The sequence below is a fragment of the Phreatobacter sp. GW821-FHT04C01 genome (genome assembly GCF_059420385.1).
In genome coordinates, this window is record NZ_JBWKTP010000005.1 from 500589 (window position 1) to 526889 (window position 26301).

At 67.2% G+C, this 26301-nt stretch carries 18 protein-coding genes and 1 CRISPR repeat array; of the genes, 8 read left to right on the forward strand and 10 right to left on the reverse strand.

Annotated features, from left to right (window positions below; translation table 11 throughout):
- Positions 1–215: 215 nt before the first annotated feature.
- Positions 216–1763 (reverse strand): ABC transporter substrate-binding protein, encoded by a 1548-nt coding sequence (locus tag AC07WJ_RS21740; RefSeq protein ID WP_494936729.1) that lies wholly within the window; start codon positions 1761–1763, stop codon positions 216–218.
- 245 nt (positions 1764–2008) lie between these two features.
- Here AC07WJ_RS21740 and AC07WJ_RS21745 point away from each other — a divergent pair, with 245 nt between their 5' ends.
- Positions 2009–3547 carry an HAL/PAL/TAL family ammonia-lyase gene (locus AC07WJ_RS21745; protein WP_494936730.1) on the forward strand — a complete coding sequence of 513 codons (1539 nt, stop codon included), beginning with the start codon at positions 2009–2011 and terminating at the stop codon, positions 3545–3547.
- A 165-nt stretch (positions 3548–3712) separates the two neighbouring features.
- The gene (locus AC07WJ_RS21750) at positions 3713–4075 is read left to right on the forward strand and encodes a hypothetical protein (RefSeq protein ID WP_494936731.1); all 363 of its coding nucleotides are present in this window, start codon (positions 3713–3715) and stop codon (positions 4073–4075) included.
- 104 nt (positions 4076–4179) lie between these two features.
- Here AC07WJ_RS21750 and AC07WJ_RS21755 read toward each other — a convergent pair whose 3' ends face one another.
- The 8 genes from AC07WJ_RS21755 to AC07WJ_RS21790 form a co-directional block, all read right to left on the reverse strand.
- Complete coding sequence (locus AC07WJ_RS21755; protein ID WP_494936732.1) at positions 4180–5298, reverse strand: extracellular catalytic domain type 1 short-chain-length polyhydroxyalkanoate depolymerase; 1119 nt, start codon at positions 5296–5298, stop codon at positions 4180–4182.
- 400 nt (positions 5299–5698) lie between these two features.
- The gene (locus tag AC07WJ_RS21760; protein ID WP_494936733.1) at positions 5699–7198 is read right to left on the reverse strand and encodes a tripartite tricarboxylate transporter permease; all 1500 of its coding nucleotides are present in this window, start codon (positions 7196–7198) and stop codon (positions 5699–5701) included.
- A gap of 17 nt (positions 7199–7215) precedes the next feature.
- Entirely contained in the window at positions 7216–7662 is a 447-nt protein-coding gene (locus AC07WJ_RS21765) for a tripartite tricarboxylate transporter TctB family protein (protein ID WP_494936734.1), read from the reverse strand.
- A 30-nt stretch (positions 7663–7692) separates the two neighbouring features.
- Positions 7693–8667, reverse strand: a complete 975-nt coding sequence (locus AC07WJ_RS21770) for a Bug family tripartite tricarboxylate transporter substrate binding protein (RefSeq protein WP_494936735.1) — start codon at positions 8665–8667, stop codon at positions 7693–7695.
- Positions 8668–8778: 111 nt separating this feature from the next.
- Positions 8779–10689 carry a M15 family metallopeptidase gene (locus tag AC07WJ_RS21775; RefSeq protein WP_494936736.1) on the reverse strand — a complete coding sequence of 637 codons (1911 nt, stop codon included), beginning with the start codon at positions 10687–10689 and terminating at the stop codon, positions 8779–8781.
- Between the two features lie 113 nt (positions 10690–10802).
- Entirely contained in the window at positions 10803–13424 is a 2622-nt protein-coding gene (locus AC07WJ_RS21780; RefSeq protein WP_494936737.1) for a hypothetical protein, read from the reverse strand.
- A 43-nt stretch (positions 13425–13467) separates the two neighbouring features.
- Entirely contained in the window at positions 13468–17112 is a 3645-nt protein-coding gene (locus AC07WJ_RS21785; protein ID WP_494936738.1) for a hypothetical protein, read from the reverse strand.
- Positions 17113–17594: 482 nt separating this feature from the next.
- Positions 17595–18413 (reverse strand): IclR family transcriptional regulator, encoded by an 819-nt coding sequence (locus AC07WJ_RS21790; protein WP_494936739.1) that lies wholly within the window; start codon positions 18411–18413, stop codon positions 17595–17597.
- Between the two features lie 133 nt (positions 18414–18546).
- Here AC07WJ_RS21790 and AC07WJ_RS21795 point away from each other — a divergent pair, with 133 nt between their 5' ends.
- Genes AC07WJ_RS21795 through AC07WJ_RS21820 form a run of 6 tightly spaced genes read left to right on the forward strand, consistent with a single transcriptional unit; the run spans position 18547 to position 23210 of the window.
- Positions 18547–19404: a fumarylacetoacetate hydrolase family protein gene (locus AC07WJ_RS21795; RefSeq protein WP_494936740.1), complete on the forward strand. Its 858-nt coding sequence runs from the start codon at positions 18547–18549 to the stop codon at positions 19402–19404.
- A gap of 32 nt (positions 19405–19436) precedes the next feature.
- The gene (gene hpaH / locus AC07WJ_RS21800) at positions 19437–20240 is read left to right on the forward strand and encodes a 2-oxo-hept-4-ene-1,7-dioate hydratase (protein WP_494936741.1); all 804 of its coding nucleotides are present in this window, start codon (positions 19437–19439) and stop codon (positions 20238–20240) included.
- A gap of 10 nt (positions 20241–20250) precedes the next feature.
- Positions 20251–20637 (forward strand): RidA family protein, encoded by a 387-nt coding sequence (locus AC07WJ_RS21805; protein ID WP_494936742.1) that lies wholly within the window; start codon positions 20251–20253, stop codon positions 20635–20637.
- On the forward strand, positions 20634–21266 hold the full coding sequence (locus AC07WJ_RS21810; protein ID WP_494936743.1) for a flavin reductase family protein: 633 nt from the start codon (positions 20634–20636) through the stop codon (positions 21264–21266). The genes AC07WJ_RS21805 and AC07WJ_RS21810 overlap by 4 nt, the downstream gene beginning before the upstream one ends.
- A gap of 41 nt (positions 21267–21307) precedes the next feature.
- A complete protein-coding gene (locus AC07WJ_RS21815) occupies positions 21308–22177 on the forward strand; it encodes an amidohydrolase family protein (protein ID WP_494936744.1) in 870 nt (289 codons plus the stop codon).
- Between the two features lie 34 nt (positions 22178–22211).
- Positions 22212–23210, forward strand: coding sequence for a Bug family tripartite tricarboxylate transporter substrate binding protein (locus tag AC07WJ_RS21820; protein ID WP_494936745.1), 999 nt, complete (start codon positions 22212–22214; stop codon positions 23208–23210).
- A gap of 6 nt (positions 23211–23216) precedes the next feature.
- On the opposite strand, the gene AC07WJ_RS21825 is transcribed toward AC07WJ_RS21820, so the two are convergent.
- Positions 23217–24407, reverse strand: a complete 1191-nt coding sequence (locus AC07WJ_RS21825) for an MFS transporter (protein WP_494936746.1) — start codon at positions 24405–24407, stop codon at positions 23217–23219.
- A 902-nt stretch (positions 24408–25309) separates the two neighbouring features.
- Positions 25310–26253: a CRISPR direct-repeat array (repeat unit 29 nt; unit sequence CGGTTCATCCCCGCGCAGGCGGGGCACAC).
- Positions 26254–26301 lie beyond the last annotated feature (48 nt).

The following is a 26301-nucleotide window of genomic DNA, read 5'->3' on the forward strand; positions in this document are numbered from 1 at the left end:
CCTGGATCGAGGGCGAATGACCCTCTTCCAGAGGGAGAGGGTGGCAGCGTCAGCTGCCGCGTGAGGGGGCGTCCATCTCCGGAAATTTCAACAATGGCAGCCTCTAAGTCCTTCAACGCTCGTCACCCGCAGCGCGCTATTTCTATCGTTACGCCCCTCACCCGGCGCCTGACGGCGCCACCCTCTCCCAAAGGGAGAGGGTCCTTTTTCAGCGGTTACGCGCCGGCGAAATGGTCGAGCTGCCAGTCGATGGCGCCGGGAAGATAGGCGGTCTTGAGGGTTGCACGGCGCACCGCGAAAGCGACGTCATTGGTGAGCCAGACGAAAGCCGCCGACTTGTCCATCTCCTGCTGAGCCTTGATGACGAGGGCGGCGCGCTTTTGCGGATCAGTCTCGACGATCGCATCCGCCGCCAGCCGGTCGAATTCTGGGCTCGCGAAGCGCTGCCAATTCCAGGTGCCGATCTGGCTCGAAACGAACCATTGCATCAGGAAGCTCGGGTCGAGCTTGCCGTTGAAGCGCATCATGAACAGGTCGATGTTCTTGCCGGCGTCGCCCTTGCCGGCATCCCAATAGGTCGCGCCCTCCTGGACGTCGACATCGACCGATATCCCGACCTCGGCGAGCAGCGCGCGGGCGACGAGCGCCATGGTCTGAAAAGTCGGCTGGTTGAGCACCGTGATGCGCGCCCTGATCGCCGTCTTGCCGGCCTCGGCCAACAGGCGCCGGGCCTCGGCGACATTGCGCCGATAGACCGGCGCCTCGGCCCAATAGCCGAGGATCGGCTGCATGATGAGGGCGTTCAGCCGCGGCGCCTTGCCGTTGAAGCCGGCGAGCAGCATCTGGTCGACATCCAGTGCCAGCCGGATCGCCTGGCGCACCCTGACATCGTCGAAGGGCGGCTTCTGCATGTTGATGCCGAGCCAGATATAGGCGAGCCCCGGGCTTTGATCGACGGCCAGCCCCTGGGCGGTCCGCAAGGGCTCGGCGACCGCCGGCGGCAGCACGGCGAAATCCAGCTCGCCCGCGCGCAGCGCCAATTCGGTCGTCTTCGGGTCCTGGATGAAATTGACCCTGATTTCCTCATAAAAGGGTTTGGCCCCGGCATAGGCCGGATTGCGCTTCAGCACCGCGCCACGCTGCCGTTCGACCGAGACCACCTGATAGGGGCCGGAGCCGACCGGCCTGGTATTGTGCTCGACCCCGCGCTCGGTCGCCGCCCTCTTCGACATGATGCAGCCGGAGACATCGGCCAAGGCGATAGCGAAAAGGCCGGCATTGGGCTTGGACAGCACAATCCTGCCGGTCAACCGGCCGGTCACCTCGACGCCAGTCAACCCGGTCCAGTCGCCCTTGTAGGGCGATTCCTTACCGTCGACGGGCGCGACCGCGAAACGCTCGAACGAGAACTTCACGTCCTCGGCGGTCATCTCGCCGAAGCCGTCGGTAAACATCTGGCCGGGTTTCAAGGAGAATTCGATCAGCGTCGGGCTCACCTGTTTCAATTCGGCGGCGGCATCGAGCTCCACCTCGGCGGAATTGGGCTTTTGCGCGATCAGGCGCTGATAGACCGCGCGAATGACATTGCCGTCATGGGGGCCTTGGCGAAACGCCGGATCGAGCACCGTCAGGTCCCGCTCGATGCGTACCGCGATGCCGGATCTGGGCTGGGCAGTTGCCGCGGACCTGAGATCGAGCAGCGCGCCGAGCGCGGTGGCCGAGGTCACGGCGGTGAAAGTCCGGCGGGAGATCGAATGGGTCATCGGCGGTCCTCACTGCGTTCCCGGACGTCGCCCGTGGCGGCGATAGCCAAACATCGATCGGATGGTCGTCCAATTCGCTCGGTCAGGTAAAGGGCCAAGGTGGAGACGGCGCATCTGGAATTGCCCGAATATGTGGCGAAATCACCTCCGCCATGACGGATGGCGACGGCACTGCTAGCCTCGATGGTTCGAACCCCAACGCACCACGCGTCCCAATGTTCATTTCGTGCCAAGAGGCCGCTGCCATGTTCGAGCTGGGCGACAAGCCGGTGACCTTGGGTTTCATCGAGCGCGTGAGCCGCCCGGGGACGCAGGTTGGCCTCTCCGCGCCTGGCCGGGCACGGGTCGGCGCCGCCCGCGCCGTCGTCGACCGCCATGCCGAAGGGGCGGAACCGATCTACGGGTTGAATACCGGGCTCGGCGGCAATCTCGGCTTTCGCCTGTCCCGCCCGGAGATCGACGCCTTTCAGGTACAGATGATCCGCGGCCGCTGCATCGGCATCGGCGAGCCCTTCGCCGAACCGGTGGCGCGCCGCATGTTGCTCTGCCGGCTGATCGGCCTTGCCCAGGGCGGGGCCGGGCTTTCACCCGATGTGCTCGACCTGATGATCGCCATGTTCAATGCCGGCCTGACCCCGGTCATCCCGGGCCGCGGCTCGATCGGTGCCGGCGATCTCGGGCTCTGCGCCCATATCGGCGCGGCCGTGATCGGGCGCGGCGAGATCTTCGTCGACGGCGTGCCCCTCCCCTCCGCCGCGGCGCTCGCCGGCGCCGGCCTGAAACCGGCGGTGCTCGGCCCCAAGGACGGGCTGGGCCTTCTCAATGCCAGCGCGGTATCCTGTGGTCATGCGGCGAGCGTTCTCGGCCGGCTTGCCGACATCCTGACCCTGTCGGTGGCCGCCGCCGGGCTGACCGACGAGGGTTATGCGGCCAACCCGCTCATTTTCGACGCGCGCCTGGCCAGGGCCCGGCCGGCCGGCGGCCAGGAACGCGCGGCCGCTCTGTTCCGTGCCGTCCTCAAGGGCAGTTCGCTTTATGAGGCGGGCGCCGCGCGCTCGATCCAGGATGCCCTCAGCTTCCGCGTGCTGGCGCCGATCTACGGGCCGGCACTGACGAGTTTCGAGGCGGCGCGAGACAGCGTTGAGACCGAGATCAACGCCGCAGCCGACAACCCGCTGGTGCTGGCCGATGACGGCCTGATCCTGTCGACGGCGAATTTCCACACGCCGGCGATCGCGCTCGCCTTCGACACGCTGGCCATTGTCAACACCCACCTCGCCACTGCGTCCGCCTATCGCATCATCAAGATGATGAATGCGCAGCTCTCGGGCTTGCCGAAATATCTTTCGCCGGCCGGCGGCGCCTCCACAGGCTTCAATTCGCTGCAGAAAACGGTGTCCTATCTGCATGGCGAAATCCGCCTGAAGGCGACACCGGCAAGCCTCGATGCCTTGCCCGTGTCCGAAGGGGTCGAGGACCACGCGCCGCAGACGCCACTCACCATTCGCAAGCTCGAGGAGCAGCTCCTGCCGCTCGGCATGCTGGTCGCCATCGAGGCGCTGGTCGCGGCACAGGCGGTCGATCTGCGCCAGGTGGGCCGCCTCGCGCCGGTAACCAGGCTGCTCTACGACGCGGTTCGCGCCGAAGTGCCGATCATGATCGAGGATCGTGAGACGGGCCCCGACGTCGACAAGATCATCGCCGTCATGGCCAGGCCAGTCCTTGCCGAAGCGCTGCGCAACGCGCTCGGCGGCCAGCGCGAGGACGCCTTTTCCTTGCGGTGAACCGGTTGCGCCGCGAATGGGCCCGACCAAACCGCCGACTTGCGCCGGCGCGTCACCTTAATGTCCCCGCACCTCGTCCACGAAACCGTCTGAATCACTGCCTAGCTCGTCGGCGAGGCCGTGCCGGTCGATCCGGGGCGGCCCGAACGACAGAACGGGACCCCCATGCGCGAAGGCATGTACGGCATCGACTTCACGACCGGCGCGGATGCCGGCATGGGCATGTTCATTTTCGAGGGCGGCCGGGTGTTCGGCGCCGACCGTGGCACGGCGCGCTATGACGGCAGCTACGAGATCGACACGACGACCAAGCGGGTGCAACTGCGCCTCAGAGTAACCTTTCCGCCCGATGTGATGACCGTGTTCGGCCTGGAATATCCATTCGAATGGTCGGTCGATTGCGAGGCCGCGCTCGATCCGCTGAAGGACGAGGACCAGGTTCTGGTCTCGACCTCCATCGGCCAGCGGCTGATGGCGCATTACCTGTTTCTCAGGCCGCTCCCCGGTACGCCCGCCCTGTTGCAGTGAGCCCAAGGCCGGCAGCGGAGAACCGCGACCATGCCGTCGCCAATGCAGGCCCCCCCCCTGCCGCCCGGCAGCCGGTCCTGAAGGCCCGCGAGCCTCGGCCGGACTCACCGCATGAGCCCCGCCGCCTTCAAGGCCTTGGTGATCACGCCATTGATGTCGTTCGGCTCCAAAGCCGGTGCCGGCGCGCGCGGCAGGTCGATATCGACGGGCATGGTCATGCGTTTCTCCGGCCAGGTCGGAGCCGCGGCACGGGGCTTGTCGACGTCCTTTTCCGGGATCAGGCCCCAGAAGGCTGCGATATGGCGGGTCGAGGCGATGCCGGCATCGAGGAAATAGGCCCCGGTCTCGCCGCCGCTCTCCTGCGAGGGATCGACCGGCACGCCATGGGCCATGCCGGCGATGGTGACGAGCTCCACGAGCCCGCCTTTCGGCCCGCCCCAGGTCAGCCGCTCATGGCCGGCGCCGAGCCTGCGCCGAGGTTCGACCTCGGAGAGGCCGTGGACATGGGTCCATTGCTTGACCAGTTCGTGGGCATTGACGAGGCGCACGGTCGGGTCATCGGTGCCGTGCCAGATGGAAACCTTGGCCCAGGGTCCGCTATGGGTTGAAGCCGCCCGCACGCGATCGCCCCAGACCTCGGCGTCACGGCTCACGCCATTCATGCTGGCGAAGGCCTCCTGGACATTGCCGGCCGCGCCATAAGGCAGTCCGCCAATGATCGCGCCGGCGGCGAACAGCTCGGGATAGGTTGCAAGCATCACCGAGGTCATGCCGCCACCCGCCGACAGGCCGGTGATGAAGACCCGCCGCGGGTCGAGCCGGCGATCACGCAGCATATGCCTGATCATCTCGTGGATCGACATCGGCTCGCCCTGGCCGCGCTCGATGTCGCCGCGCTGGAACCAGTTGAAGCAGGCATTGGGATTGTTGGCGCGCTGCTGCTCGGGAAAGACCAGGGCGAAACCGGCCTCATCGGCGAGCCTCGACCAGCCGGACCCATGACTGTAACCCGCCGCATCCTGAGTGCAGCCATGCAGGACCACGACCAGCGCAGCATCTTTGGTCAGGTTTTCCGGCACATAGGAGAACATCCTGAGGTGGCCGGGATTGGAGCCGAACCCGGTCACTTCCGTCAGCCCGGCCGCAGGCGTTCCGCGTTCGCCTGGAACCGTCGCATTCGCCGCCGGCGGCAGCGAAGCATACCATTTGCGCCTTTGGCGCATGAGGTTCGTTAGCGAGGCTGAAAGGCCAGACATGGTGGCACCCTTTTGATCGAGTGCGCCCGAAGACGCTGCAACGCAGCAAAATTGCTGCGACGCAGCATATTGGGTTTATGAATGGCTTTGGCAACCCGGCGAACGGCGGGCGCCCGGACAAACGTGGTTCACAATCACGACTGTCCCGCGTTTTCAGCGGTGTGGCGAAGCTCCTCGCGAGCCAAATTCGGATATTGTCAGCGTGAACGCAGGCCACCTGCTGGACGGCGTCCCGTGTCGCGGCGACGATTTCGACGGTCTGGGGGCGCAGTGTGTCGTCGGCTCCCCAGCGTCGCCGATGGGCCGTGGTGGAGGAAGAGTTCGGCAGACGCGGCGCGCGACCAAACAACGAGCCCGCGCCTTCGCGCTATTCCTGAAACACCTCTTCCCGCTTCGCCCTGACCGTCGGCAGGATGAGCACGACCAGAAGGACGAGGGTTGCCGCCAGCAGCACGGCGCTGATCGGCCGTTCGAGAAAGACCATGACATTGCCACGCGACAGGTTCATCGCCCGGCGGAAATTCTCCTCCATCAGCGGCCCCAGGATGAAGCCGAGGATGAAAGGCGCGGGTTCGGCGCCGACCTTGATGAAGAACACGCCGGCGACCGCGAACAGCAGCATCAGCGCGATGTCGAAGATCGAATTGCTGACCGAGAAGGTGCCGATGCAGCAAAACAGCACAATGGCCGGAAACAGGATGCGGTAAGGCACGCGCAGGAGCGAGACCCAAAGCCCGATCAGCGGCAGATTGAGCACGATCAGCATGAGATTGCCGAGCCACATGGAGGCAATCACGCCCCAGAACAGCGCTGGCTGGGTGGTCATCACCTGCGGGCCCGGCTGGATGCCGTGGATCATCATGGCGCCGACCATCAGCGCCATGATGGCATTGCCGGGAATGCCGAGTGTCAGCAGCGGAATGAACGAGGTCTGGGCGCCGGCATTGTTGGCGGCCTCGGGCGCGGCAACGCCTTCGATGGCCCCCTTGCCGAACCGCTCGGGCGTAGCCGAGACCTTCTTCTCCACCGCATAGGCGGCAAAGGACGAGAGTGCCGCGCCGCCGCCGGGCAGCACGCCGAGGATCGAGCCGATGGCAGTGCCGCGCAGCATGGCCGGCAGGCAGGCGCGGATCTCGTGCCAGTTCGGCCAGAGATTCTTCACCGCCACGCTCAGCAGACTGCGATCCTGCGGCCGGCCGAGCGCCACTGCGAGTTCCGCGATGCCGAACATGCCGATGGCGATCGGCACGAAGCCGATGCCGTCGCCGAGCTCGCCGATATCGAGCGTCATGCGCGGCAGGCCAGTATTCACGTCGATGCCGACCAGGCCGAACAGCAGGCCGAGCAGCACCATGGCGATGGCCTTGGCCGGCGAGCCGTTGGCCAGCGCCACCGAGCCGGTGAGGCCGAGCACCATCAGGCTGAAATATTCGGCGGCCGTGAACTGCAGCGCGAGCGCCGCCAGCGGCACGCTCGCCGTGGCGATGATGACGGTGGCGATGGTGCCGGCCAGGAACGAGGCGATGGCCGCGATCGCCAGCGCTGGCCCCGCCCTGCCCTGGCGCGCCATCTGGTGGCCGTCGAGACAGGTGACGATGGAGGAGGATTCACCGGGCAGGTTGACCAGGATGGCGGTGGTGGAGCCGCCATATTGGGCGCCGTAGAAGATGCCGGACAGCATGATCAGGGCCGAGGCCGGCGGCAACGTGAAGGTGAAGGGCAGCAGGATGGCGATGGTGGTGATCGGCGCGATGCCCGGCAGCACGCCGACCAGCGTGCCGATGACCACCCCCATCAGGCAGAAGGCGAGGTTGAGCGGCGTCAGCGCAACGGCGAAACCGGTGGCGAGATTGCTGATCAGGTCCATATCAATCCTGGCCCATCTCAGAACGCCGGCCAGATCGACAGCGGCAGGCCGAGCGCGCTGACGAAGAGCACCACCGCGAAGGCTGCCAGCGCCAGGGCCACGACGACATTCTCCTTGAGGCGGACGTCATGGGAGGCAAAGCCAGCGGTGATCACCACGGCCACGCTGGTCAGAGCCAGCCCCAGGCGCGGCAGCAGGAGGGCGAAGAGCCCGACCGCACCGGCGATCAGGAGCAGCGGCCGCCAGGCGATGGCGGGAAAGGCGACCGGCGCGGCGAGCAGCGCGCGACCGCCGAGCCCGAGGCCGAACACGATGATGATGACGGCCAGCGCGCGCGGCACATAGCCGGCGCCCATGCGGGCCGCCGAGCCCATCGGCAGGTCGCTGATCAGGACCAGCGCCAATGCGCCGACCGCGACCAGGAACAGGCCGAAGGCAAGATCGGGAACATTGATGCGGCCCATGGCCCCCTCCGCTTCGTCGGCAGCCGCGCTTCAGTCGAGCGAGATGTTCTCGGCTTTGACGATGGCACCCCATTCGGCCATGGCCTTGGTCATCCAGGCGGAGAATTCGGCGGCGGTGCCGGCCCTCACCTCGCTGCCCAACTCGACGATCTTGGCGGTGACGTCGGGTTGCGCGAGGATCTTGCCGAGCTCGGCATTGAGCCTTTCCACCATGGCCGGCGGCGTCCCCTTGCTGGCATAGAGGCCTTGCCAGGAGCCGGTATCGTGGATCGGCGTATTGAGCTCCTTGAAGCTCGGCAGGTTGGGCAAGGCGGCCAGCCGCTTGTCCCCCGATACGGCGATGCCCTTGAGCTGGCCCTGGGTGACGAAGGGCAAGGTGGCGATGGCGCCGTTGAAGATGACGTTGGATTCGTTGGCCACCACGCCGCGGATGGCGGCGGCGCCGCCCCGATAGGGCACCGTGCCCCAGGTGATGCCGAAACGCTTGCCGATGACCAGCGCGGTCAGGTGGTTGACGGCGCCGACGCCGCTGGTCGCGACGTTCAGCTTGCCGGGATTGGCCTTGTCGAAGGCGGCGAGCTCCTCGATCGTATTGGCGGGAATCGAGGGGTGAACGGCGAAAAGATAAGGCGAGAAGGACACCATGCCGACCGGCACCAGATCCTTGGCCACATCGAAGGACAGCTTCTTGAACAAGGCGGGGACGCTCGCCAGCGTGCCGGCATCCGAGATCAGCAAGGTGTGGCCGTCGCCCGGCGCACGCGCGACAAAGTCGGCGCCGACATTGCCGGACGAACTCGGCCGGTTGTCGACGATGACCGGCTGGCCGATCGCCTGCGACAGTTTCGGCCCGATGAAACGGGCGAGGATGTCGGATGTCCCGCCCGGCGCGAACGGCACGATCAGTGTCACTTGTTTGGTGAAGCCTTGCGCCGAGGCTTTCGAAGCCGCGGCCTGGATCGATCCAATCGACAACGCGGCTATTGCACTACGCCTGGTCAGCATGATGGTCTCCTCCCCGATCGTCTTGTTGTTGGGGAGGAGTGTAGGGCGGTTTGGCCCGGAGGGAAGCGGCCCGCGCGAAGTTCGGCCTTGCGCGCGGCGCGTTCGCCGGCCTCACCTCACCGGCGTCGGCGCGGCTTGTGTCCATTTCTCCATCTTGCCCAGAACACCCCAGGCCGCGGTCGCCAGGAAGACCGGCAGGAAAGTACTGCTCATGCCGGCAAGCGCCGGCACTGAGCTGGCGAGGCCGCCGAGCAAAGTGCCCGGCTGGGAATTGGTCAGCACGCTGGTGGCCAAAGCACCGATCAGGCCGATGGCTGTCTTCTTGCCGTTCAGCAATTCGCCAAGCGAGGTGCCGAGCGCGCCATTGACCGGACCGATCGGTGCCGGCGGCGGGGCGGGCGTCGGCGCCGAGACGGGCGCCGGCGGCGGGGCGAGCACCGGCGGCACCGCGGGCATCACGCCGTTCTGGCCGAGCAGAGCCGCCAGCACCGCCAGCAATTGCTGCTGGCCGGCAAGCTGCGGCGCCGGGTCGGCCACCGGCACCGGCTGGGACTGCCTGATCACCGTCAATGCCTGCTGCAATTGCACGATGGTGGCGATGAGGCGGGCAAGATCGGGCTGCTGGGTTTCTGCCATCGGCGTTGATCCTTGTGTCGAGATGCCTGGGAAGAACGAGCCATCGCTGATCGGCCCGGCGGGGCTCCGGCTCGCGAGATCGACCTCGCGTGGCGGCACGAAAACCGACCCCGGCGCGGCATAGGCCGCCTCGACCGCCGTTTCGAAATTGATCGCGTAATTGGCGATGTCGCCGGCGCGGTCCTTGCCGATGATGCTGCGCGCACCGCGATAGTCGCAGCGACCGGCATCGATGAAATCGGCGAGCTTGCGGCCGGTCCAGAGACCTTCGACATGGCCGACCACGGTGACCGTCGCGTCGATCTGCGGATTGGTGATCAGGAGATCGGGCTGGCTTACCAGGGGATAGCCGAAGCGCCTCTCGAGCCTCTTGTAGTTGTCGAACCAGGTGTTCTGCACCCGGCCGCGGCCGAAATAACTCTGGCCATTCACCGGCAATGCATAATTGACGCGAATGCGGCCTTGGTCGAAGAGCCGCGTGACCGCCGCGATGGCGCCCTCGGTCGAGGTGGCGAAGCCTTCGCGCACCGGCGCCATGCGCCGTCCGGTCTCGTGATAGACGGTCGCCAGGATATAGGCGAGCCAGCGCGGATCCTTGTCCCGGTAGGTCGCCTGCCAGACGTCGAGAAGGTCCTCCATGCCGGCGACCTGCGCCTTGCTCAGGCTGCCGGAAAACAGGTCGTCGCGGATCTCGTTGTAGAAAACCTGGCGGTTCATGCCCATCCTCCCTTCAGTCTTGTCCATCATGTCGGCGCCATCGGCCGAAACCACGCCGAAGCGCGGCCAGACCCCATCCGACCCGACATCATCAGGTGGCCGGGGGGCTTCGGGCGAAGGCGGGGTCACGACGCGCGGGCCGTCATCGATGCCTTCAGCCAGCTCCTGCGGACTGACGTCGATCTGGAAATGCATGGCATCCTTCGACGCCTTGAAATGGCCGCCCCAGGCAAAGATCGGCAAGCCGGCTCTGGTCTTGATCGCGAGGGCGTCGGCGATCAATGCCGGCGTCATGTCCGTATCCGCGCGCAGGAAGCGCACCTCGCGTGCGCGCTCCTCCTGTGTCGGCTTGTCGGCGAACAGCACCTTCCGGTTGTTCGGCGTCTTCTTGTAGGGATTGGTCTGCCAGTCGATATCGACGGCGATGCCATAGGCATGCAGGCTGGGCGCGGTGCCGTCGGTGATCGGCCGGTCGGCATAGCCGCCGGTATCGACCTTGCGAATGAGATAATCGTGCTTCAGGAACACCGTCTCCAGCGCGCGCCAGGCTTCGGAGGTCGGCGGCGCGATCGCGATCAAGGCCGGGCCGAACGCCTGCCGCCGCATCTCGTCCTCACGCCGGTAGAACCGGGCCCAGAGGTCGCGTAGCTCTTGCGTTGAATAGCGCATCTGATGCCTCTTCGATGGGTGACGTCCTCATGCGCATGGATGCCCTGTGTCTCGATCGATGCCTGATGCCGCCAGGAGCGTCGCGGCATCCGGGCGCCGGCCTTTCGACCGGCTCAACTCAAGGTCATGGTCGGCATCAACTGGTTCCATTCGGCGACCAGCGCGGCGCGCTGCGCGGGTCTGGCCGAGACCGGGGAGGAACCACAGGCGACGTGACGAGCGATATGCTCGCCGAGCGCCCGGTAGACTTCGAACTGCTCTTCGCTGAAGAACTGATCGGCCGTGCTTTCCTGCGGGAAGGCCGGATGGGCGGCCTTGTAGGCCGTGACATAGTCGTTCTCATCGCCGGTCAGCGAAGCCTTGAGGTAGAGCAGCAACCCGGCCTCCGGCTCCGTGTCGCCCGGCACGGCGGGATAGCGGATATAGCCGAGTGCGGCATGCGGCCCCTTCGCCGGGTCGGCGCGCGCCGCGTCTTTCGTGCCGCCGACCGAAGCAAGACGCGAGCGGGCGCCGATCGCCGCCCAGTCCAGGTCGATGCTCACCCCGAGATCGATGCGGGCAAAGCGCTCCAGCCTCACCAATGAGCCGAATTCGTAATCGGGATCGGCTTCGCCATCGACAATGATGATCAGCTTGCAGCGGCGGCGCAGCAGCCCGTAGACGCCGAGATTTTCGATATGGCCGCCATCGGTGAGAAACAGGTACGAATTGTCAGCGGTCTTCGCGTCCGGCCGGCGGACGCCGACACCGGATTTGGCGAAGGCCTCCCGTAGGAGATAGCGCGGGCCCGGGAAGCTGCGGGGGAGCGAGGGCTGCCTGCGATCGACGGCGGCCCAGCATTTTGCCGTCCACGCGACGGCTTTCTGAAGGTTCCCGCCCAAGCGCCCGAGCCGCGCGCACAGGGCGGCGACGGCCGGCGACGGCGCGACGGCCGGTGCGGGCGCCGCAGCGGCGGCCAGGGCTGCCGCATGTTGCGGATAAAGTTCGACGATCGCGCGGGGATTGAGCACCCAGCGGCCGAGCCGGACATTCAGGAAGGCCAGTGTCGGCGACAACGGGGCAATCGAAGCCATGCCCATATTCGGTGCCGCCGCGGCGCCGGAAATGGCCATGGCCGTACCGATATTCAGGCCATCGACCACTGTTTCGGCCGCTGTCGTCGGCACATAGCCGGTCAGCTCGCAGCCAATGAAGCGGCGGCTGAACAGGAAAAAATCGGCGTTGCGGCCCCGCTGATTGGCAAAACGCGAGCCGGGCACATTCACCGCGGCGTTGATCAGGTGATAGGCGGTGAGCTTCGGCGCGATGTGGGACAGCAGGACATTGTCGGCCGAGTCCATTTCCGGCGGATGGACCGGAACCCAGACGCCGGGCGACGTCTCCTCCTTCTTGCGTGCCTGCAGGAAGGCATAGCCCAGCCGGTCCCGATAAAGCTGGTGCAGGGAATTGGCGTTGACGTTGAGAAATTGCCACAGCGCGAACAAGGCGCAAGCCGCGAGGGCATAGAGCACCGCGGCCCGATAAGGGGAGACCGCATCGGCGTCGAATAGCGAGGCCAGCCAGTCCGGAGCATGGGCGTAAGAAGGTGGGCCGGTACGGCAGATGACCCATCGACTCGGCGTGCAGTTGAGATCGCCAGTGCCCCAATAGACCAGCAACATCATGGCAAACCAGATCAGCAGGGGCACGATGGCCGCTGCGAACAGCAGCAGGGCCCGGCTGCCGAGCTTGGCGAGAATGGCGCTGTAGCCGCCGGTCGCTTCGGAGGCGGCCTTCTCACCCAGCTTCTGAACGAAGGGCAAAATCGCCAGGACGGCCGGGCTGAGCCAGGCCACCACGCTCGCGATCCAGGTCGGCAGCGCGGTGGGGGCAGAGGCGTGGACCGGCCTCCCGGTCCCCGACGGCACGCTCGTGAAGATCGCATGCATGAGCCCGAGATGCGCTTCAGCAATGATCAAGGCCAGCAGGCTCACGACGATCCAGGTCGCGATCGCCACCGTGCGTCTGCGGCGTTTCACGTCGACGATGCCGCCATTGGAGACCGCCAGGACATAGACAACCCAGAGAAGACCGAGCGCCAGCAGGACCAGGATGGTCAAGGGCATGGGATAGCCCTCGAGAAGCGGCCTGAACCAGCGCGGCACCCACCAGGCCGAAGCGAGCCAGCCGGTATCCGGCGCGATGAACAGGAAGACGGCGGCGACCGAGAGCAGGAGCGGCAGCAGAACCAGAACGCTCAGGAAGATGCCACGCATATAGACGACGAAGGCGGCCAGCAGCGCGCCGATGCCGCCGCGCAGCAGATAGCGCGAATTGTCGCGGAGATGCCTTGTTTCGAGCGTCTCGCCGGCATCCTGCCCGGTCAGCCGATAGGGAAACTGGCCGCCATTTTCCGACATGCCGATGGTCATGGCGGTGCCGAGATAGCCGCCGCCGGACACGGTCGACAGATAGTCCATGCGCTCGACTGTGCTGACCCGCTCGCCCTGAGACTCCGCATGCAGTCCCTGCACGACGCCGAGCGCGAAGGCGGCGGAGCGAATGCCGCCGCCGGACAGCGAGAGCGCGGCAAGATGCCTGTCGACGCGCGGCCCCCCCACCGCCTTGTGGGCGCGGCCGTCGGCCCGCCTGAGCGCCTGCCGGCGCAGCCCGACATCGTCGAGCTCGGCCCTGAAGACCTCGTCGAAGCCGCAGGTACCGCCGCTTGCCCCCTCGGCTGCTGTCTTTTCGGTCATGATGCCCCCTCGCCGCTCGCCGCGGCGCCACGTCGGATCCGGTTCAGTCAAGGTCGTAGGAGGGCCCGGTCCGGCAGGCGAGCGGCCGCGATGCGGCGCCGTCGTAGGCGAAGCGGGCATGGGTGTGAAAATAGGCGGGCGCGGGCTGCGGCCAGCGACGGTGATCCTCGAGGCCGTAGCGCTCCTTGATGGCGCGCAGGCCGTCATTCTGCTCGATGTGATTGTCGAGGATCATGCACCGCCCAGCCAGGACCTCGTTGGCCGCGACCGCGCCGGTCGCCTCCTTGTTGGCCAGGAAGAAATCCCCCAGCCCGGCTCGGATTCCGGCCAGCTGTCGTGCCAGGGCCGCGCGGGTGTCGCGGGTATATTCCTGGTCCCGCAGGGCAGCCAGGGTCGCCGTCGCGCCGGCAATGTCGGGATCCTGCAACGCCGTCATGATGTTGACCATCAGGCGAATATGGGCCGCGGTGAACGGAGCCGTCTGATCCGACGCGGTCTCGATCGCGCCCAGTCCCATCCGGCGGATCTCGGTGCGCAGAAACCTGATCATGCGCCCCGACTGATCCCGCAGACCAACGATGAGCGCCGCGTCGGCCGCCGCCAGCAGTTCCCGGCGCGACGGTCGCGCGCCTTGATCGCCAGCATGACGCCGGTCGATATCGGCGACCAGATCGGCGACCATCTGGCGCGCCTCCGTTTTCTGTTTGACCTCCCAGCGCATGAAGGCCGCGCTGCGCAGATGGATCGCCCGTCGCGTCCTGTTTCGTGCGCAAGGACGTTCGCGGGGCTGCACGCCTGCTGCCGCGCGGCAACCCTCGGCAAGCCGCATCTGCTGAGCGACGATGGCATCGACCAGCATCTGCCGCTCCCGGCCAAGCGGCGGTTCGTCACGCGGCGCCGGATAGGCCGCCTCGAACAGACCGACCAACGGCACGTCGCCGGCATCGTCGAGCCACAGGCTCGAGCCTTGGAAGATCGGCTGGATGATCTTGAGCGCATCGGCGAAACGGCTCATTCCGACCAGGACGAGAGCCAGGTCGATCGGCCGTTGCGCGGCATCCCCAGCCTCTTCGCAGCGGGCGGCGAGTTGCGTCGCGCAGGCCCGAAGATTGCCGCTGGTGAAAGCCGGCTCGACACGGCAGAACCGGTAGCTGTTCATCATGGCATCGTCGAGGTCGGCATGGAGCGACCGCAGCCGGCTTCCGTCGCGCCGGTAATCGGAGAGCTTTTTCGCAGAGATCTGTCTTTGCGCCGCGCAGCCGTCCTGTTCGACCCAGTTCGCGGGCGCCGCCTGGACCTGTTCCAGCGAGCAATGCGGCGCGCGATGCGGCAGCGGTGCCGCGCCGATCAGTTCCGCCATGTTCCGCATCTGGTCGGTGCACAGCTTGCGCGCGCCGTCGCGTGTGCGGTCGAGCGCGGCCAGCAACGGCCCGGGTTCCGACGCATCGCCGCCCGCAAGGGCCAGAAGCTTGCCGGCGAGGGCCGGCTGGTTCCAGGACACGGCGTCCAGCGCTCGGTCGAGCAGGAACGCCTGCTGCCACGCCAGGTCGGCCTCGCTCGGAGCGGTGACCTCCGGCTGCCCGCACTGGCCGCCGCGCCGGATGGCCACCCGCCTCAGGACATCGGCCGCGTCCGTCTCGCCTCCCCCCGCCACCAGCACCGGCAGATAGACATGCGCGACCGCGTCGAGATCGACATCGCGGCACATCTGGCTCAGCGCCGTCCAGGCGGCGTTTGCGTCGTTCAGCTGTGCGGCATCCAGCCGACCGTGCCGGGCAACGATCCCCGCCAGCAGGTGCAGCGTGACCAGATGGTTGGCCCGGGCAAGGTGTGCCTCCCGCGGCGGCTTGGGATCTGCGGGATCCTGGCCGAGGATTTCGGTCCGGACTTGCCGAACCAGCCGGTCCCGCTGCCCCGGCTCCAGAGCTCCGTCGCGGCCCCAGGCAAAGGCCAGTCGCTGGCCGGCGACAGCCCGGGCATTGCGCTCGAGGATGGTGCGAAACACCGCCCGCACGGCCTCGGCGCTGCCGAGTTCCCCAGCCACCGCCAGGCGGACGACAAAGGCCCCGACCATTGGCGCGTCAGCCGTAGCGAAAGCCCCGGACAGCTTCCACGACGCAATCGTTTCCGCGACCTGCGCCTCGCGTGTCAGCGGCCGTACGCTGGTCTCGAAGGCGGCCGTGGTCGCCAGCATCAGGGCGCCGAAGGCGACGGCGAGCGCCGTCGCCCGCGCGATCGTGATGGCGCGGAACCGGCTCTCGCTGGCGAGCCGGAAATCGGACAGGGCAGCCGAGACATCCCGCCATTCGCCGTGCAATGGTGGCCGCGGCGCAGCGGGGTCGCCGGCCTCCGGCATCGATCGGACGACATGCGCGGCGAGCCAGCCGACAATATCCCGGCGCACAGCGGTTCGCGCCTCGTCGTCGAAGAAATAGCTGTTGTGGACGAGACCGCCGAACGACAGGTCCTTGACGATCTGGTCGATCGTGTCGTGGCCGCCATCCTTGCCGCTGGTCGAGAAGCGATCGCGCAATTGCGCGGCGAAGGCGCCCGCGGCCGCATTGGCCAACGCCATCATGCTGGCGTCGGTGCTGCCCGACAGCGGCGGCCAGACCTGTCGGAAGGCGACGGGCGCGAGACCGACACGGCGGATCACATAACCGCTCATGTCGTCGCCCTGGACCTTCTGGGTCAGCCCTTCCCAGATCGCCTCGTCACGGGCCCTGGTGAACTGGCGGGTGATCGCGTGCAGGACCTTGTCGTTCAGAATGCCATGGGTGTCGCGCTGGATCGGGCGAATGGCCGGCGCCGGCAAGAGCGAGGCGGCAAGGGCTGAAGCCGCCTCATCCTGCCGGTGGACCAGCGAATACCAGCGCGCCCCATAGGCGGCACAGGCCGCCTGCGCCCGCAGCCGGCGCTGCTGCCGGTCCCACCAGTTCAGCAACTGGACCACCAGCGAGGCGACGAGGAAGCTCACGACCAGAACGACGGTTGCGATCAGCAATGCCAGGACGACGAGGCCAATCTTCCCCGCTATGCTTTCGTGCAAGGCGGCGACGAATGGCACCTGCCAGGACGCCAGGACGACGCCGAGCGCGACCGCGAAAGCAATCAGGGCCGGGGTGGCGGTCGCCGCCAGCAAACGTAGCTGGAGGCCCCAGCCCAGGAACTTCAGCGCCAGGAAAACCAGCGCGCCGAGCGTCGCGCCGAGAATGATGATCGGCCCCTCACGCCAGATCGGCTTGTACCAGGCGTAGCTCGTCGCCCCGTTCGCCCAGTCCGCGGCATTCTGCAGGATCAGCGGCGCCTGGGCGATGACCGATCCGGCATCCAGGATCCAGGTGGACCAGGTGGCAAGCCAGAGCAGGAAGCCGGCGAGCAGCAGGGCCACGCTGAACAATTCGCGCTTGGATGGCCCGAACGTGAGGAAGGGCGTTCCAACCGTCGCCCAGCTCCGCAGGCCCGGCAGCGCCTCGGCGGCGGTGCCGGTCCGGCGGGCGGGATCGGCCATCGAGGCGGTCAGGGCATGCCAGATCACCGAACCGCCATGACTGTGGCCGATCAGATGATAGCTGCCGCCCTCCTTCTCCAGTTGTTCGATGCGGTTGAGCAGGAGCTTGCCGGCCAAGCGGCGTTGCACTTCGGAATTGGCCCCGGACCAGCGGAACTCCTCGACTTCGGGGACCACTCCCGCCGCGCTCGTGACCCTGGCGGAGAGTTCGCCGGCAAAACGACCATCGGGCGCCGACCATCTCGGCTTTTGCGACGGGTTCTCCGGCCGCGGCTCCGCGAAGGTGCCATGGACAAGAATGATGCGCGATTGCGTTCGACCAGATGCGGCCGCGTCGTGCATGTCACGCCCCCAACAAGTTCACGCCTGCGACGATCGGCAGTCTCCCTCTTTCCACCGCGATCGGTCGGTTCCGAAGGACCTCTTGCTGCTCGCAGCCGTCGCGCACGCGAAGAACGATGCGCGCCGAAGGCGCGAGAAACGCTGAATGCATGGGCATGCCCTAGAGGCATCCAGGGCCACATCTCGGGCGCCCCGGGATCGGTACTAGATGAACCCGCGTGAAATGAGCGTGAAACGGGAACAGCACCACCGGTGACCGGCCACGCCGTGCATCATGACATGCCATGTCCGGCGACGAAGCTTGTCGGCGGCGGAGCTCACTCTGCCCTGAGCACCTGCTCGATCGCCAGCGCCGCCATGCGCAATTCCTCGGCAATGCCCTCCATGCGCGCCTGCGACATGCGACGGACCACGCCGGCACAGGTGATCGCCGCGAAGGCCTCGCCGTCCCGGTCGCGAATGGTCACCGACAGGGCGCGCGTCCCGGGCACCAGGCCGCGGTCACGCACGGCATAACCGAGCTTGCGCGCCGCCTGCACCCAGGCGGCGGCCTGCGGCAAGGTGGCGCCATAGCTGGCGAGGCGTGGCGCATTCTGCGCGAGCACGGCATTGACCTCGTCATCCGGCAATCGCGCGAGTAGCGCCAGGCCCGAGCTGCTGACCCCGAGCGGGCGCCGGTCGCCGACGCTGAGCGACAGAACCTGCACGGGATAAGCGCCGAGCCGCCGCGCCACGCAGACCGTGTCGAGCCCGGTGCGCTGGGTCAGGAACAGCGTGTCGCCGATGCTCCCCGTCAGGCTGTCCAGCAGCGGGTCCGCCGCGACCAGAAGCGGCGACCGGCGCGGCCGCGACAGGGCGAGCAGCTGGATCTGCTCGCCCACCGCATAGCGGCGGGTCATGGGCTTCTGCTCGACCAGCCCCTCGTCGATCAGCGCCAGCAGGATGCGATGGGCCGTTGGTCGGGTCAGCCCGGTCAGCTGGCTGACCTCGGTCAGGCCGTAGCCCGCCTCGCGCGCCATGGCCAGGATGCGCAGGACGCCGATAGCGCGTCGGATGGCCTGGGTGCCGCCCTCGCCCGCTCGCTCGCCGCCGGGCTCGGGCTCACCTGTCGGCGTTGCGGGCGTGCTGGCGATCATGCGGACTCCGGCTGACATGAATGTCCACTATGTGGACACAATCGGCCGAATTCAATTGCCTGGAAGGCGCGCCGTGCAAGGATCCTCCCAACAGTGAGGCAGCGGCGATGACGCCATGCCAGGGAGGATTGTCATGAAGCTTGCGAGCTTCCGGCTCGGCGGCGCCGAGCGTTTCGGCGCGGTTGTCGATACGGGCCTTGTCGATCTCGGACGGCGGCTGCCGCAATTCGCCACCCTGCGCGATGCCATCGCCGCCAATGCCGGCGCCCTGCTGCGCCAGACCGCTGAGGGCGCAGCTCCGGATCACGCGCTGGCCGATGTCGAGCTGATGATCCCGATCGTCGCACCGGAAAAGATCTGGTGCATCGGCGTCAACTATGCCGACCGCAATGCCGAATACAAAGACAACTCGGCCCTGCAGAGCTATCCGAGCCTGTTCTGCCGGACCCCGAGTTCCTTTGTCGGCCATGGCGTGCCGCTGGAACGGCCCAGGGTCTCCGTGCAGCTCGACTACGAGGGCGAGATCGTCATGGTCATCGGCAAGGGCGGTCGGCACATCCCGCGCGAGAGCGCGCTCGACCACATCTTCGGCCTCACCTTGTGCAATGAAGGCAGTGTCCGCGACTGGCTGCACCATGCCAAGTTCAACGTGACCCAGGGCAAGAACTTCGATCGCTCGGGCGCCATCGGACCGTGGATCGTCACATCCGACGAGCTCGATCCCGCCCAGCCGCTCGAACTGACGACGCGGGTGAACGGCGAGGTGCGCCAGCACGACACGACCCGCCGCCTGATGTTCCCCTTCGACTACCTCATCGCCTATCTCTCGACCTTCGCGACGCTGAAGCCCGGCGACATGATCGTCACGGGAACGCCGACCGGAGCCGGCGTGCGCTTCGATCCGCCGAAATGGCTGGTGCCCGGCGATGTCGTCGAGGTCGAGGTGCCCGGCATCGGCACGCTCGGCAACGGCGTGACCGACGAAGCCTGAGCGTCTTTCTCCTGACCAGACGGAACAACCCGATGCTGTCGCAAGACCAGATCAAAGACGCCGCACGCCGCCTCGACGAGGCCGAGCGCACGGGCAGGCAGATCAGGCAATTGAGCCTCGCCCATCCCGGCATGACCATCGACGACGCCTATCAGGTGCAGAGCGCCTGGATCGACCTGAAGGTCACGGCGGGCCGGACCATCAAGGGCCACAAGATCGGCCTGACCTCCAAGGCCATGCAGAACGCCGTCAATATCAACGAGCCCGACTATGGCGTGCTGCTCGACGACATGTTCTTCCGCGACGGCGGCGAGATCGCGAGCGACCGGTTCGTGCAATTGCGCGCCGAGGCCGAGCTCGCCTTCATCCTGAAGGACCGGATCAGCGGACCCGACTGCACGATCTTCGACGTGCTCAACGCTACCGACTATGTCGTGCCGGCGATCGAGATCCTGGACGCCCGCATCGAGCGGGTCGACGGCGAGACCAAGGGGACGCGCAAGGTGGTCGACACCATTGCCGACAATGCCGCCAATTGCGGCATCGTCATCGGCGGCCGGCCGTTCCGGCCGATGGAGGCGGATCTGCGCTGGCTCGCGGTGATCTTCTCGCGCAACGGCCAGATCGAGGAGACCGGGGTTGCCGCCGGCGTGCTCAACAATCCCGCCAACGGCATTGTCTGGCTCGCCAACAAGCTCGGCTCCCATGGCGTTTCGCTGGAACCCGGCCAGGTCATCCTGTCCGGCTCGTTCATCCGCCCGGTCGATTGCCGGAAGGGCGACACGATCCACGCCGATTATGGTCCGTTCGGCACCGTTTCCTGCCACTTCACCTGAAGGCGACCCGATGACCAAGCGCCAGAGCATCTATGTCGAGGGTTTCGGCCACAAGAACCCGATCCCCGCGGCCTGCCGCCTCGGCAATATCCTGATGTCGGGCATCGTTTATGGCCTCGATCCGGCGACCGGCAGCCCGGCGCCGACGCTGGAAGCGCAATGTGCGCTGATGTTCAGCCATATCCGCGCGATCATGGCGGCCGGCGGTGGCTCGACCGACGACATCGTCAAGGTCACCGTGTGGATGACCGATCGCAGCCAGCGCGAGGCGGTCAACACGGAATGGCTCGCCATGTTCCCGGATCCGGCGACGCGACCGGTGCGCCAGGCGATGAAGGCGGATCTCGACGGCGGCAAGCTGATCCAGTGCGATTTCATGGCGGTGATCGGCGGATGACGACGCCAGCGCCGACGCTCGACATCCAGGCGAAGGACCTTGCGGCCGAAGCCTGCTACCGCCTGCTGACCGGGCTCGTCGTGCCCCGGCCGATCGCCTGGGTGACCACGGTCTCGGCCACGGGCACGGTCAATCTCGCGCCGTTCAGCCATTTCACCTTCGTCTCGCCGAAACCACCCATGCTGGCGATCAGCGTCGGGCAGAAGGCGGGGGTCTATAAGGACACCGCGAAGAACATCATGGCGAGCGAGGAGTTCGTCGTGCATATCGCCGACCGGCCGCTGATCGCCCAGGTGCATGACAGCGCCGTCGAACACCCGCCCGAGGTCAGCGAGGTCGAGGTGCTCGGCCTGGAGACGCGCCCCGGCCTCAATGTCCGCGTGCCCCGGCTGACCATCGCCCCGGTCGCGATGGAATGCCGGCTGCGCCATTGCATCGAATTCGGTGAGACGCGCAGCCGCCTGCTGGTCGGCGAGGTCCTGTCCTTTCACCTGCGCGAGGGCCTGATGGCAGACGGCAAGGTCGACACGCGCCGGCTCGACCCGATCTGCCGGCTCGCCGGGCCGAACTACGCCACGCTCGGCGACATCGTCACCATGGCCGCCATCCACCAGACCTCGAAATCCTGAACGACCAAGAAATCCTGAACGACCGGGAGCGCGCGCCGATCATGCCGACGTATCTGCCCTTCGACCCGAACCCGCGGGCTCCGGCCCGGCCTCTGCCGCCGCTCAGCTGCGACAGCCAGTTCCACGTGCTGGGGCCGGCCGATCGCTATCCGGTCCGGCCGGGGGCGGTCTATGAAATGCCCAGCGCCACCATCGACACCGCCCTGAAACTGCATGCGACACTCGGCATCACGCGCGGCGTCATCGTCCAGCCGACCACCTATGGTGGCGACCACGCTGTGACGCTCGACGGATTGAAGACCGCCGGACCGAATTATCGCGGCTGCGCCAATGCCGCCGTCTTCGCCGACCGCAGCGACGCCTATCTCGACGAACTGGACCGGGCCGGCGTCAAGGGCGCCCGCTTCACCCGCCAGGGCCTCGGCATCGCCTTCGACAAGGCCCAGTTCGAACGTTCGCTGGCGCGCATCCGCGAGCTCGGCTGGTATGTGAAGCTGCAGCCCGAGGTCGAGGGCGTCATCGGCAATATCGCCGATTTCGAGCGACTCGACGTGCCCTTGCTGATCGACCATATGGGCCGGCCCGATCCAACCCTCGGGCGGGCCGATCCAAGCCTTGCCAAGGTCCTGGAGCTCGTGAAGCGCGGCAATGTCTGGGTCATGCTGTCGCTGACCGAAAAGGTCTCGAAATCAGGCGCTCCCTGGGACGACGTGATCCCGGTCGTGCGTGCGCTGATCGAGGCCGCCCCCGACCGCATCGTCTGGGGCAGCGACTGGCCGCACCCGGTCTCGACCAAACAGCCGCCGAACGAAGGCGCGCTGCTCGACTTCCTGTTCCGGGCCACCACCGACGACGCCGAGCGCCAGGCCATCCTGGTCGACAATCCCGCGCGCTTCTTCGGTTTTGCCTGATCACACGACAACAACAGACCATCGGGAGAAACGCATGCGGAAACTGGCCCTTGCCGTGATATCGGCGCTCGCGCTGACCGCCACCGGACTGACCGCCGTCAAGGCTCAGTCCCAGACGTCGACGCCGCCGCAGACCTGGCCGACCCGCGCGGTGCGGCTGATCGTGCCCTATGCCGCCGGCGGCAATGTCGATGTGGCCGCCCGCATCCTGGCGGAGAAGCTGCAGCAGGAGCTCGGCCAGCCCTTCGTCATCGAGAACAAGCCGGGCGCTGGCGGCCTGCTCGGCAGCGAGACCGTCGCCAAGGCGGAGCCCGACGGCTACACGCTGCTGATCGGCGCCAATGGACCGATCCTGTTCGCGCCGGAAATGGGCGCCAGGCGGGCCTATGAATGGCGGCGCGACTTCATCCCCGTCAGCACGGTGACGCTGACCCCGCTGGTCCTGCAGGTGCATCCGGATCTGCCGGCCAAGACCTTCGCCGAGTTCCTGAACCTCGTCCGCACCCGTCAGCCGCCCCTGACCATGGCCTCGCCCGGCCCCGGCACCACCAACCACCTCCTGTCCGAGCTGATGCAGTCCAAGCTCGGGGCGAAATGGATGACCGTGCAATATCGCGGTAATGCGCCGGCGACCAACGACCTGGTCGGCGGCCATGTCCAGTTCAATCTCGACCAGATCTCGGTCGCCCTGCCCTTCCTGAAGGACAACCGGACCCGCGCGCTGGCGGTGACCGGTTCGACGCGGCTCGCCGACCTGCCCGACGTGCCGACCTTCACCGAACTCGGTTATCCCGCCTTCGACGGCCAGACCTTTACCGGCCTGATGGCGCCGGCCAAGACGCCCGATGCGGTCATCGCCCTCCTGCACCAGGCGGTGATCAAGGTGCTGAACGACCCCTCGGTGAAAAGCCGATACCTGGCGCTCGGCGCCCAGTCGGCGCCGATGACGCAGGACGAGTTCCGTGCCTATCTGGAAAAGGAAGACCAGACCTGGATCCCGCTGATCCGCTCGCTCAACATCCGCTCGGAGTGAGGGCGGTCAGCGCTGCAGATGCTTGACGATCAGAGCGCTGATCACCGTGATCATCAAGGCCGAGGCGATGAAGACGAAGGCGAGATCGGCGGCGCCATGGTCGATGAAGGCGCCGATGGCGATCGGCGCGACCACCGAGCCGAGGTCGAGCCCGGAATAGACGAAACCGAAGACGGTGCCGACCGCCCCGGCCGGCGCCGCGCCGCGCACCAGCATGTCGCGCGACGGGATGGTCGAACCGGTGAGGAAGCCGGCGAGCCCGGTCACCGCCAGCAGGACTGGCCCGGGCATATGGACGAAACCGAGCACCAGGCTGAGCAACGCCGCCGCGGCGAGCCCGGTGCCCACCACCCGCTCGTGATTGGGGGTGAGGTCGGCCAGGAAACCGCCGGAGAAGGAACCGAGCGCGCTGCCGATCAGATAGACTGTGGTGGCGGTGACCGCGGCGGCCGCCGAAATGCCCTGGGTCAGCGGCAAGAGGCTCGGCAGGAAGCTCTGCGAACCGGCCTGGGCAATGGCGAGCAAGGTGAAATAGATGAGGCAGGCGATGATCGGGCCGGTCAGCAGCATCTGCCAGGCCGGCGCCGCCTCGTGATGCGCCGGGCGCGGTGCCGGCGCGACCTTGAGCTGGCGATGGCCGAGCGCGACGATCGCCGCCAGCACCAGCCCGGCGAGGCCGAGCTGGATGAGCGCGGTCTGCCAGCCGAACTGTTGTGCCAGCGCCAGCGTGGTGACCGGCGCCGCGGCCCAGCCGAGCGTGCCCATCACGGTATGCGCGCTATAGGCGCGGCCGATCCGTTGCGGCGAGATGCGGGCGGTGATGATGGAATAATCGGCCGGGTGGAACACGCTGTTGCCGAGACCCGACAAGGCGGCCGCCGGCAGCAGCACGCTGTAATAGGGCAGCAGGCCGACCAGCAGCATGCCGCCGGCCAGAAGCACGATGCCGATCGGCAGGACGCGCTGCGGCCCGAACCGGTCGACCAGGAAGCCGGCCACCACCTGTCCGAGGCCGGAGGCGGCGAAGAACACCGCCATCACGAAACCGAGCTCGGTATAGCTCACCCCGAAAGCCACTTTCAGCACCGGGAACAGCGGCGGCAGAACGAGCTGAAAGAAATGGCTGGAAAAATGCGCCGCGCTGATCAGGCTCATGACCTGGGCATCGTGGCGCAAGGGAATCGACTGGTCGGTCATCACGCGGGCCTTGGCGCGGACGCTCGCCGCCCGCTTCTGCCCATCCTTTAAGCGATTTGCAGCTCTTTGCGGCACAATTTGACGCAAACCTGCCGCGCGCGGGAGAAGGAAACGCCGACGAAGGCGATCCGGCCGGCGCCAGTGGGAAGGCTCCGTCCGGCCAGGCATGCGCGCGAGAACCACCACGTCATCCCCGGCCGAGCGAAGCGAGGGGAAGGGGATCCAGGGGTTGCAGAGCAGGAACCGCGACACCGCGAAATCAATCATACAACACGCGCGGTGGTGACCGAGGAACGTATTCATCTCCGCGCTGGCGGAGCACACGAGCGGGTCTCGACCGTATTTTTCGGCGAGATCGGTTCATCCCTGCGTAGGCGGGACACACACGGCGTCCGGGCGGTCGCCAAGGTCGGCTGCGGTTCATCCCCGCGAGGCGGGGCACACAAAGCCATGACGGTGGCGCCAGAGGCGGGGAACGGTTCATCCCCGCGCAGGCGGGGCACACGACGCCAACGCAACCTACGACGACGGCCACTCCGGTTCATCCCCGCGCAGGCGGGGCACACCACGGCGACAGCATATCGCTGCCATCATCGCTCGGTTCATCCCCGCGCAGGCAGGGCACACAGGGATGTCTTCGGCGAGGCCAAGGCTAACGGCGGTTCATCCCCGCGCCGGCGGGGCACAGAGAGCGTACTCGCAGGCACCGTGTAAGTACCGCGGTTCATCCCCGAGCAGGCGGGGCACCCACGGCCAACCAGCACCTTCTGGTGACCGGTAACGGTTCATCCCCACACAGGCAGGGCACGCGGCCGAGATCGGCTGGCTGAAAGCGACGATCTCAGTTCATACCCGCGTAGGCGGGCACACACGGCGCTCCGGGCGGTCGCCAAGGCCGGTGGCGGTTCATCCCCGCGCAGGTGGGGCACACGTCGACGAGCTGCCGCATCACTTCCAGATGCACGGTTCATCCCCGCGCAGGCCGGGCACAGGTGGTGCCGCCACCCTATGCCGGCGCGAGGCCCGGTTCATCCCCGCGCAGGCGCGGCACACCCGGGCCTCGGAGCGTTCTTCGGCTATTCCGGCGGTTCATCCCCGCGCAGGCGGGGCACACGCTGACGATTTCGGCGAAGCGAGCAGAGGGGCCGGTTCATCCCCGCGCAAGCGGGGCACACCGCTGACCCTGTGTCCTGGTCATTCAATCGTCCGGTTCATCCCCGCGCAGGCGGGGCACACTCGTGGTCATGCCGATGAGGGCGTTCTGATGGCGGTTCATCCCCGCGCAGGCGGGGCACACGCCCGCGCCGGGACGGTCCGCCGCGCCGACGGCGGTTCATCCCCGCGCAGGCGGGACACACATGTCATAGTCACCCCAACCGACCGACACGCGCGGTTCATCCCCGCGCAGGCGGGGCACACGAGCCCGTCATTGTGCTCGACCCAGCATGAGGCGGTTCATCCCCGCGCAGGCGGGGCACACCGGTCGCGTCTCGAACTGGCTCACGTGATGGCCGGTTCATCCCCGCGCAGGCGGGGCACACCAGGCGGCCCCGGTCCAGATGGCCTTGTAGGGCGGTTCATCCCCGCGCAGGCGGGGCACACCACATAGGCTATTCGGGTGCTGCCGGGCCGGCCGGTTCATCCCCGCGCAGGCGGGGCACACTGCGAGCCCGGACACCACCATACCGGCGCCAGCGGTTCATCCCCGCGCAGGCGGGGCACACCCGATGTCATTGGCCGGCTCGGCCGCGCAACGCGGTTCATCCCCGCGCAGGCGGGGCACACGCCGTCGAGCTCGGTTGATCTCCCATTCATGGCGGTTCATCCCCGCGCAGGCGGGGCACACTGCGAGCCCGGACACCACCATACCGGCGCCAGCGGTTCATCCCCGCGC

Excerpts from the sequence above, each read along its gene's own strand:
- AC07WJ_RS21740 (WP_494936729.1), bottom strand. The coding sequence starts at position 1,763 with ATGACCCATTCGATCTCCCGCCGGACTTTCACCGCCGTGACCTCGGCC.
- AC07WJ_RS21745 (WP_494936730.1), top strand. The coding sequence starts at position 2,009 with ATGTTCGAGCTGGGCGACAAGCCGGTGACCTTGGGTTTCATCGAGCGC.
- AC07WJ_RS21750 (WP_494936731.1), top strand. The coding sequence starts at position 3,713 with ATGCGCGAAGGCATGTACGGCATCGACTTCACGACCGGCGCGGATGCC.
- AC07WJ_RS21755 (WP_494936732.1), bottom strand. The coding sequence starts at position 5,298 with ATGCGCCAAAGGCGCAAATGGTATGCTTCGCTGCCGCCGGCGGCGAAT.
- AC07WJ_RS21760 (WP_494936733.1), bottom strand. The coding sequence starts at position 7,198 with ATGGACCTGATCAGCAATCTCGCCACCGGTTTCGCCGTTGCGCTGACG.
- AC07WJ_RS21765 (WP_494936734.1), bottom strand. The coding sequence starts at position 7,662 with ATGGGCCGCATCAATGTTCCCGATCTTGCCTTCGGCCTGTTCCTGGTC.
- AC07WJ_RS21770 (WP_494936735.1), bottom strand. The coding sequence starts at position 8,667 with ATGCTGACCAGGCGTAGTGCAATAGCCGCGTTGTCGATTGGATCGATC.
- AC07WJ_RS21775 (WP_494936736.1), bottom strand. The coding sequence starts at position 10,689 with ATGCGCTATTCAACGCAAGAGCTACGCGACCTCTGGGCCCGGTTCTAC.
- AC07WJ_RS21780 (WP_494936737.1), bottom strand. The coding sequence starts at position 13,424 with ATGACCGAAAAGACAGCAGCCGAGGGGGCAAGCGGCGGTACCTGCGGC.
- AC07WJ_RS21790 (WP_494936739.1), bottom strand. The coding sequence starts at position 18,413 with ATGATCGCCAGCACGCCCGCAACGCCGACAGGTGAGCCCGAGCCCGGC.
- AC07WJ_RS21795 (WP_494936740.1), top strand. The coding sequence starts at position 18,547 with ATGAAGCTTGCGAGCTTCCGGCTCGGCGGCGCCGAGCGTTTCGGCGCG.
- hpaH (WP_494936741.1), top strand. The coding sequence starts at position 19,437 with ATGCTGTCGCAAGACCAGATCAAAGACGCCGCACGCCGCCTCGACGAG.
- AC07WJ_RS21805 (WP_494936742.1), top strand. The coding sequence starts at position 20,251 with ATGACCAAGCGCCAGAGCATCTATGTCGAGGGTTTCGGCCACAAGAAC.
- AC07WJ_RS21810 (WP_494936743.1), top strand. The coding sequence starts at position 20,634 with ATGACGACGCCAGCGCCGACGCTCGACATCCAGGCGAAGGACCTTGCG.
- AC07WJ_RS21815 (WP_494936744.1), top strand. The coding sequence starts at position 21,308 with ATGCCGACGTATCTGCCCTTCGACCCGAACCCGCGGGCTCCGGCCCGG.
- AC07WJ_RS21820 (WP_494936745.1), top strand. The coding sequence starts at position 22,212 with ATGCGGAAACTGGCCCTTGCCGTGATATCGGCGCTCGCGCTGACCGCC.
- AC07WJ_RS21825 (WP_494936746.1), bottom strand. The coding sequence starts at position 24,407 with ATGACCGACCAGTCGATTCCCTTGCGCCACGATGCCCAGGTCATGAGC.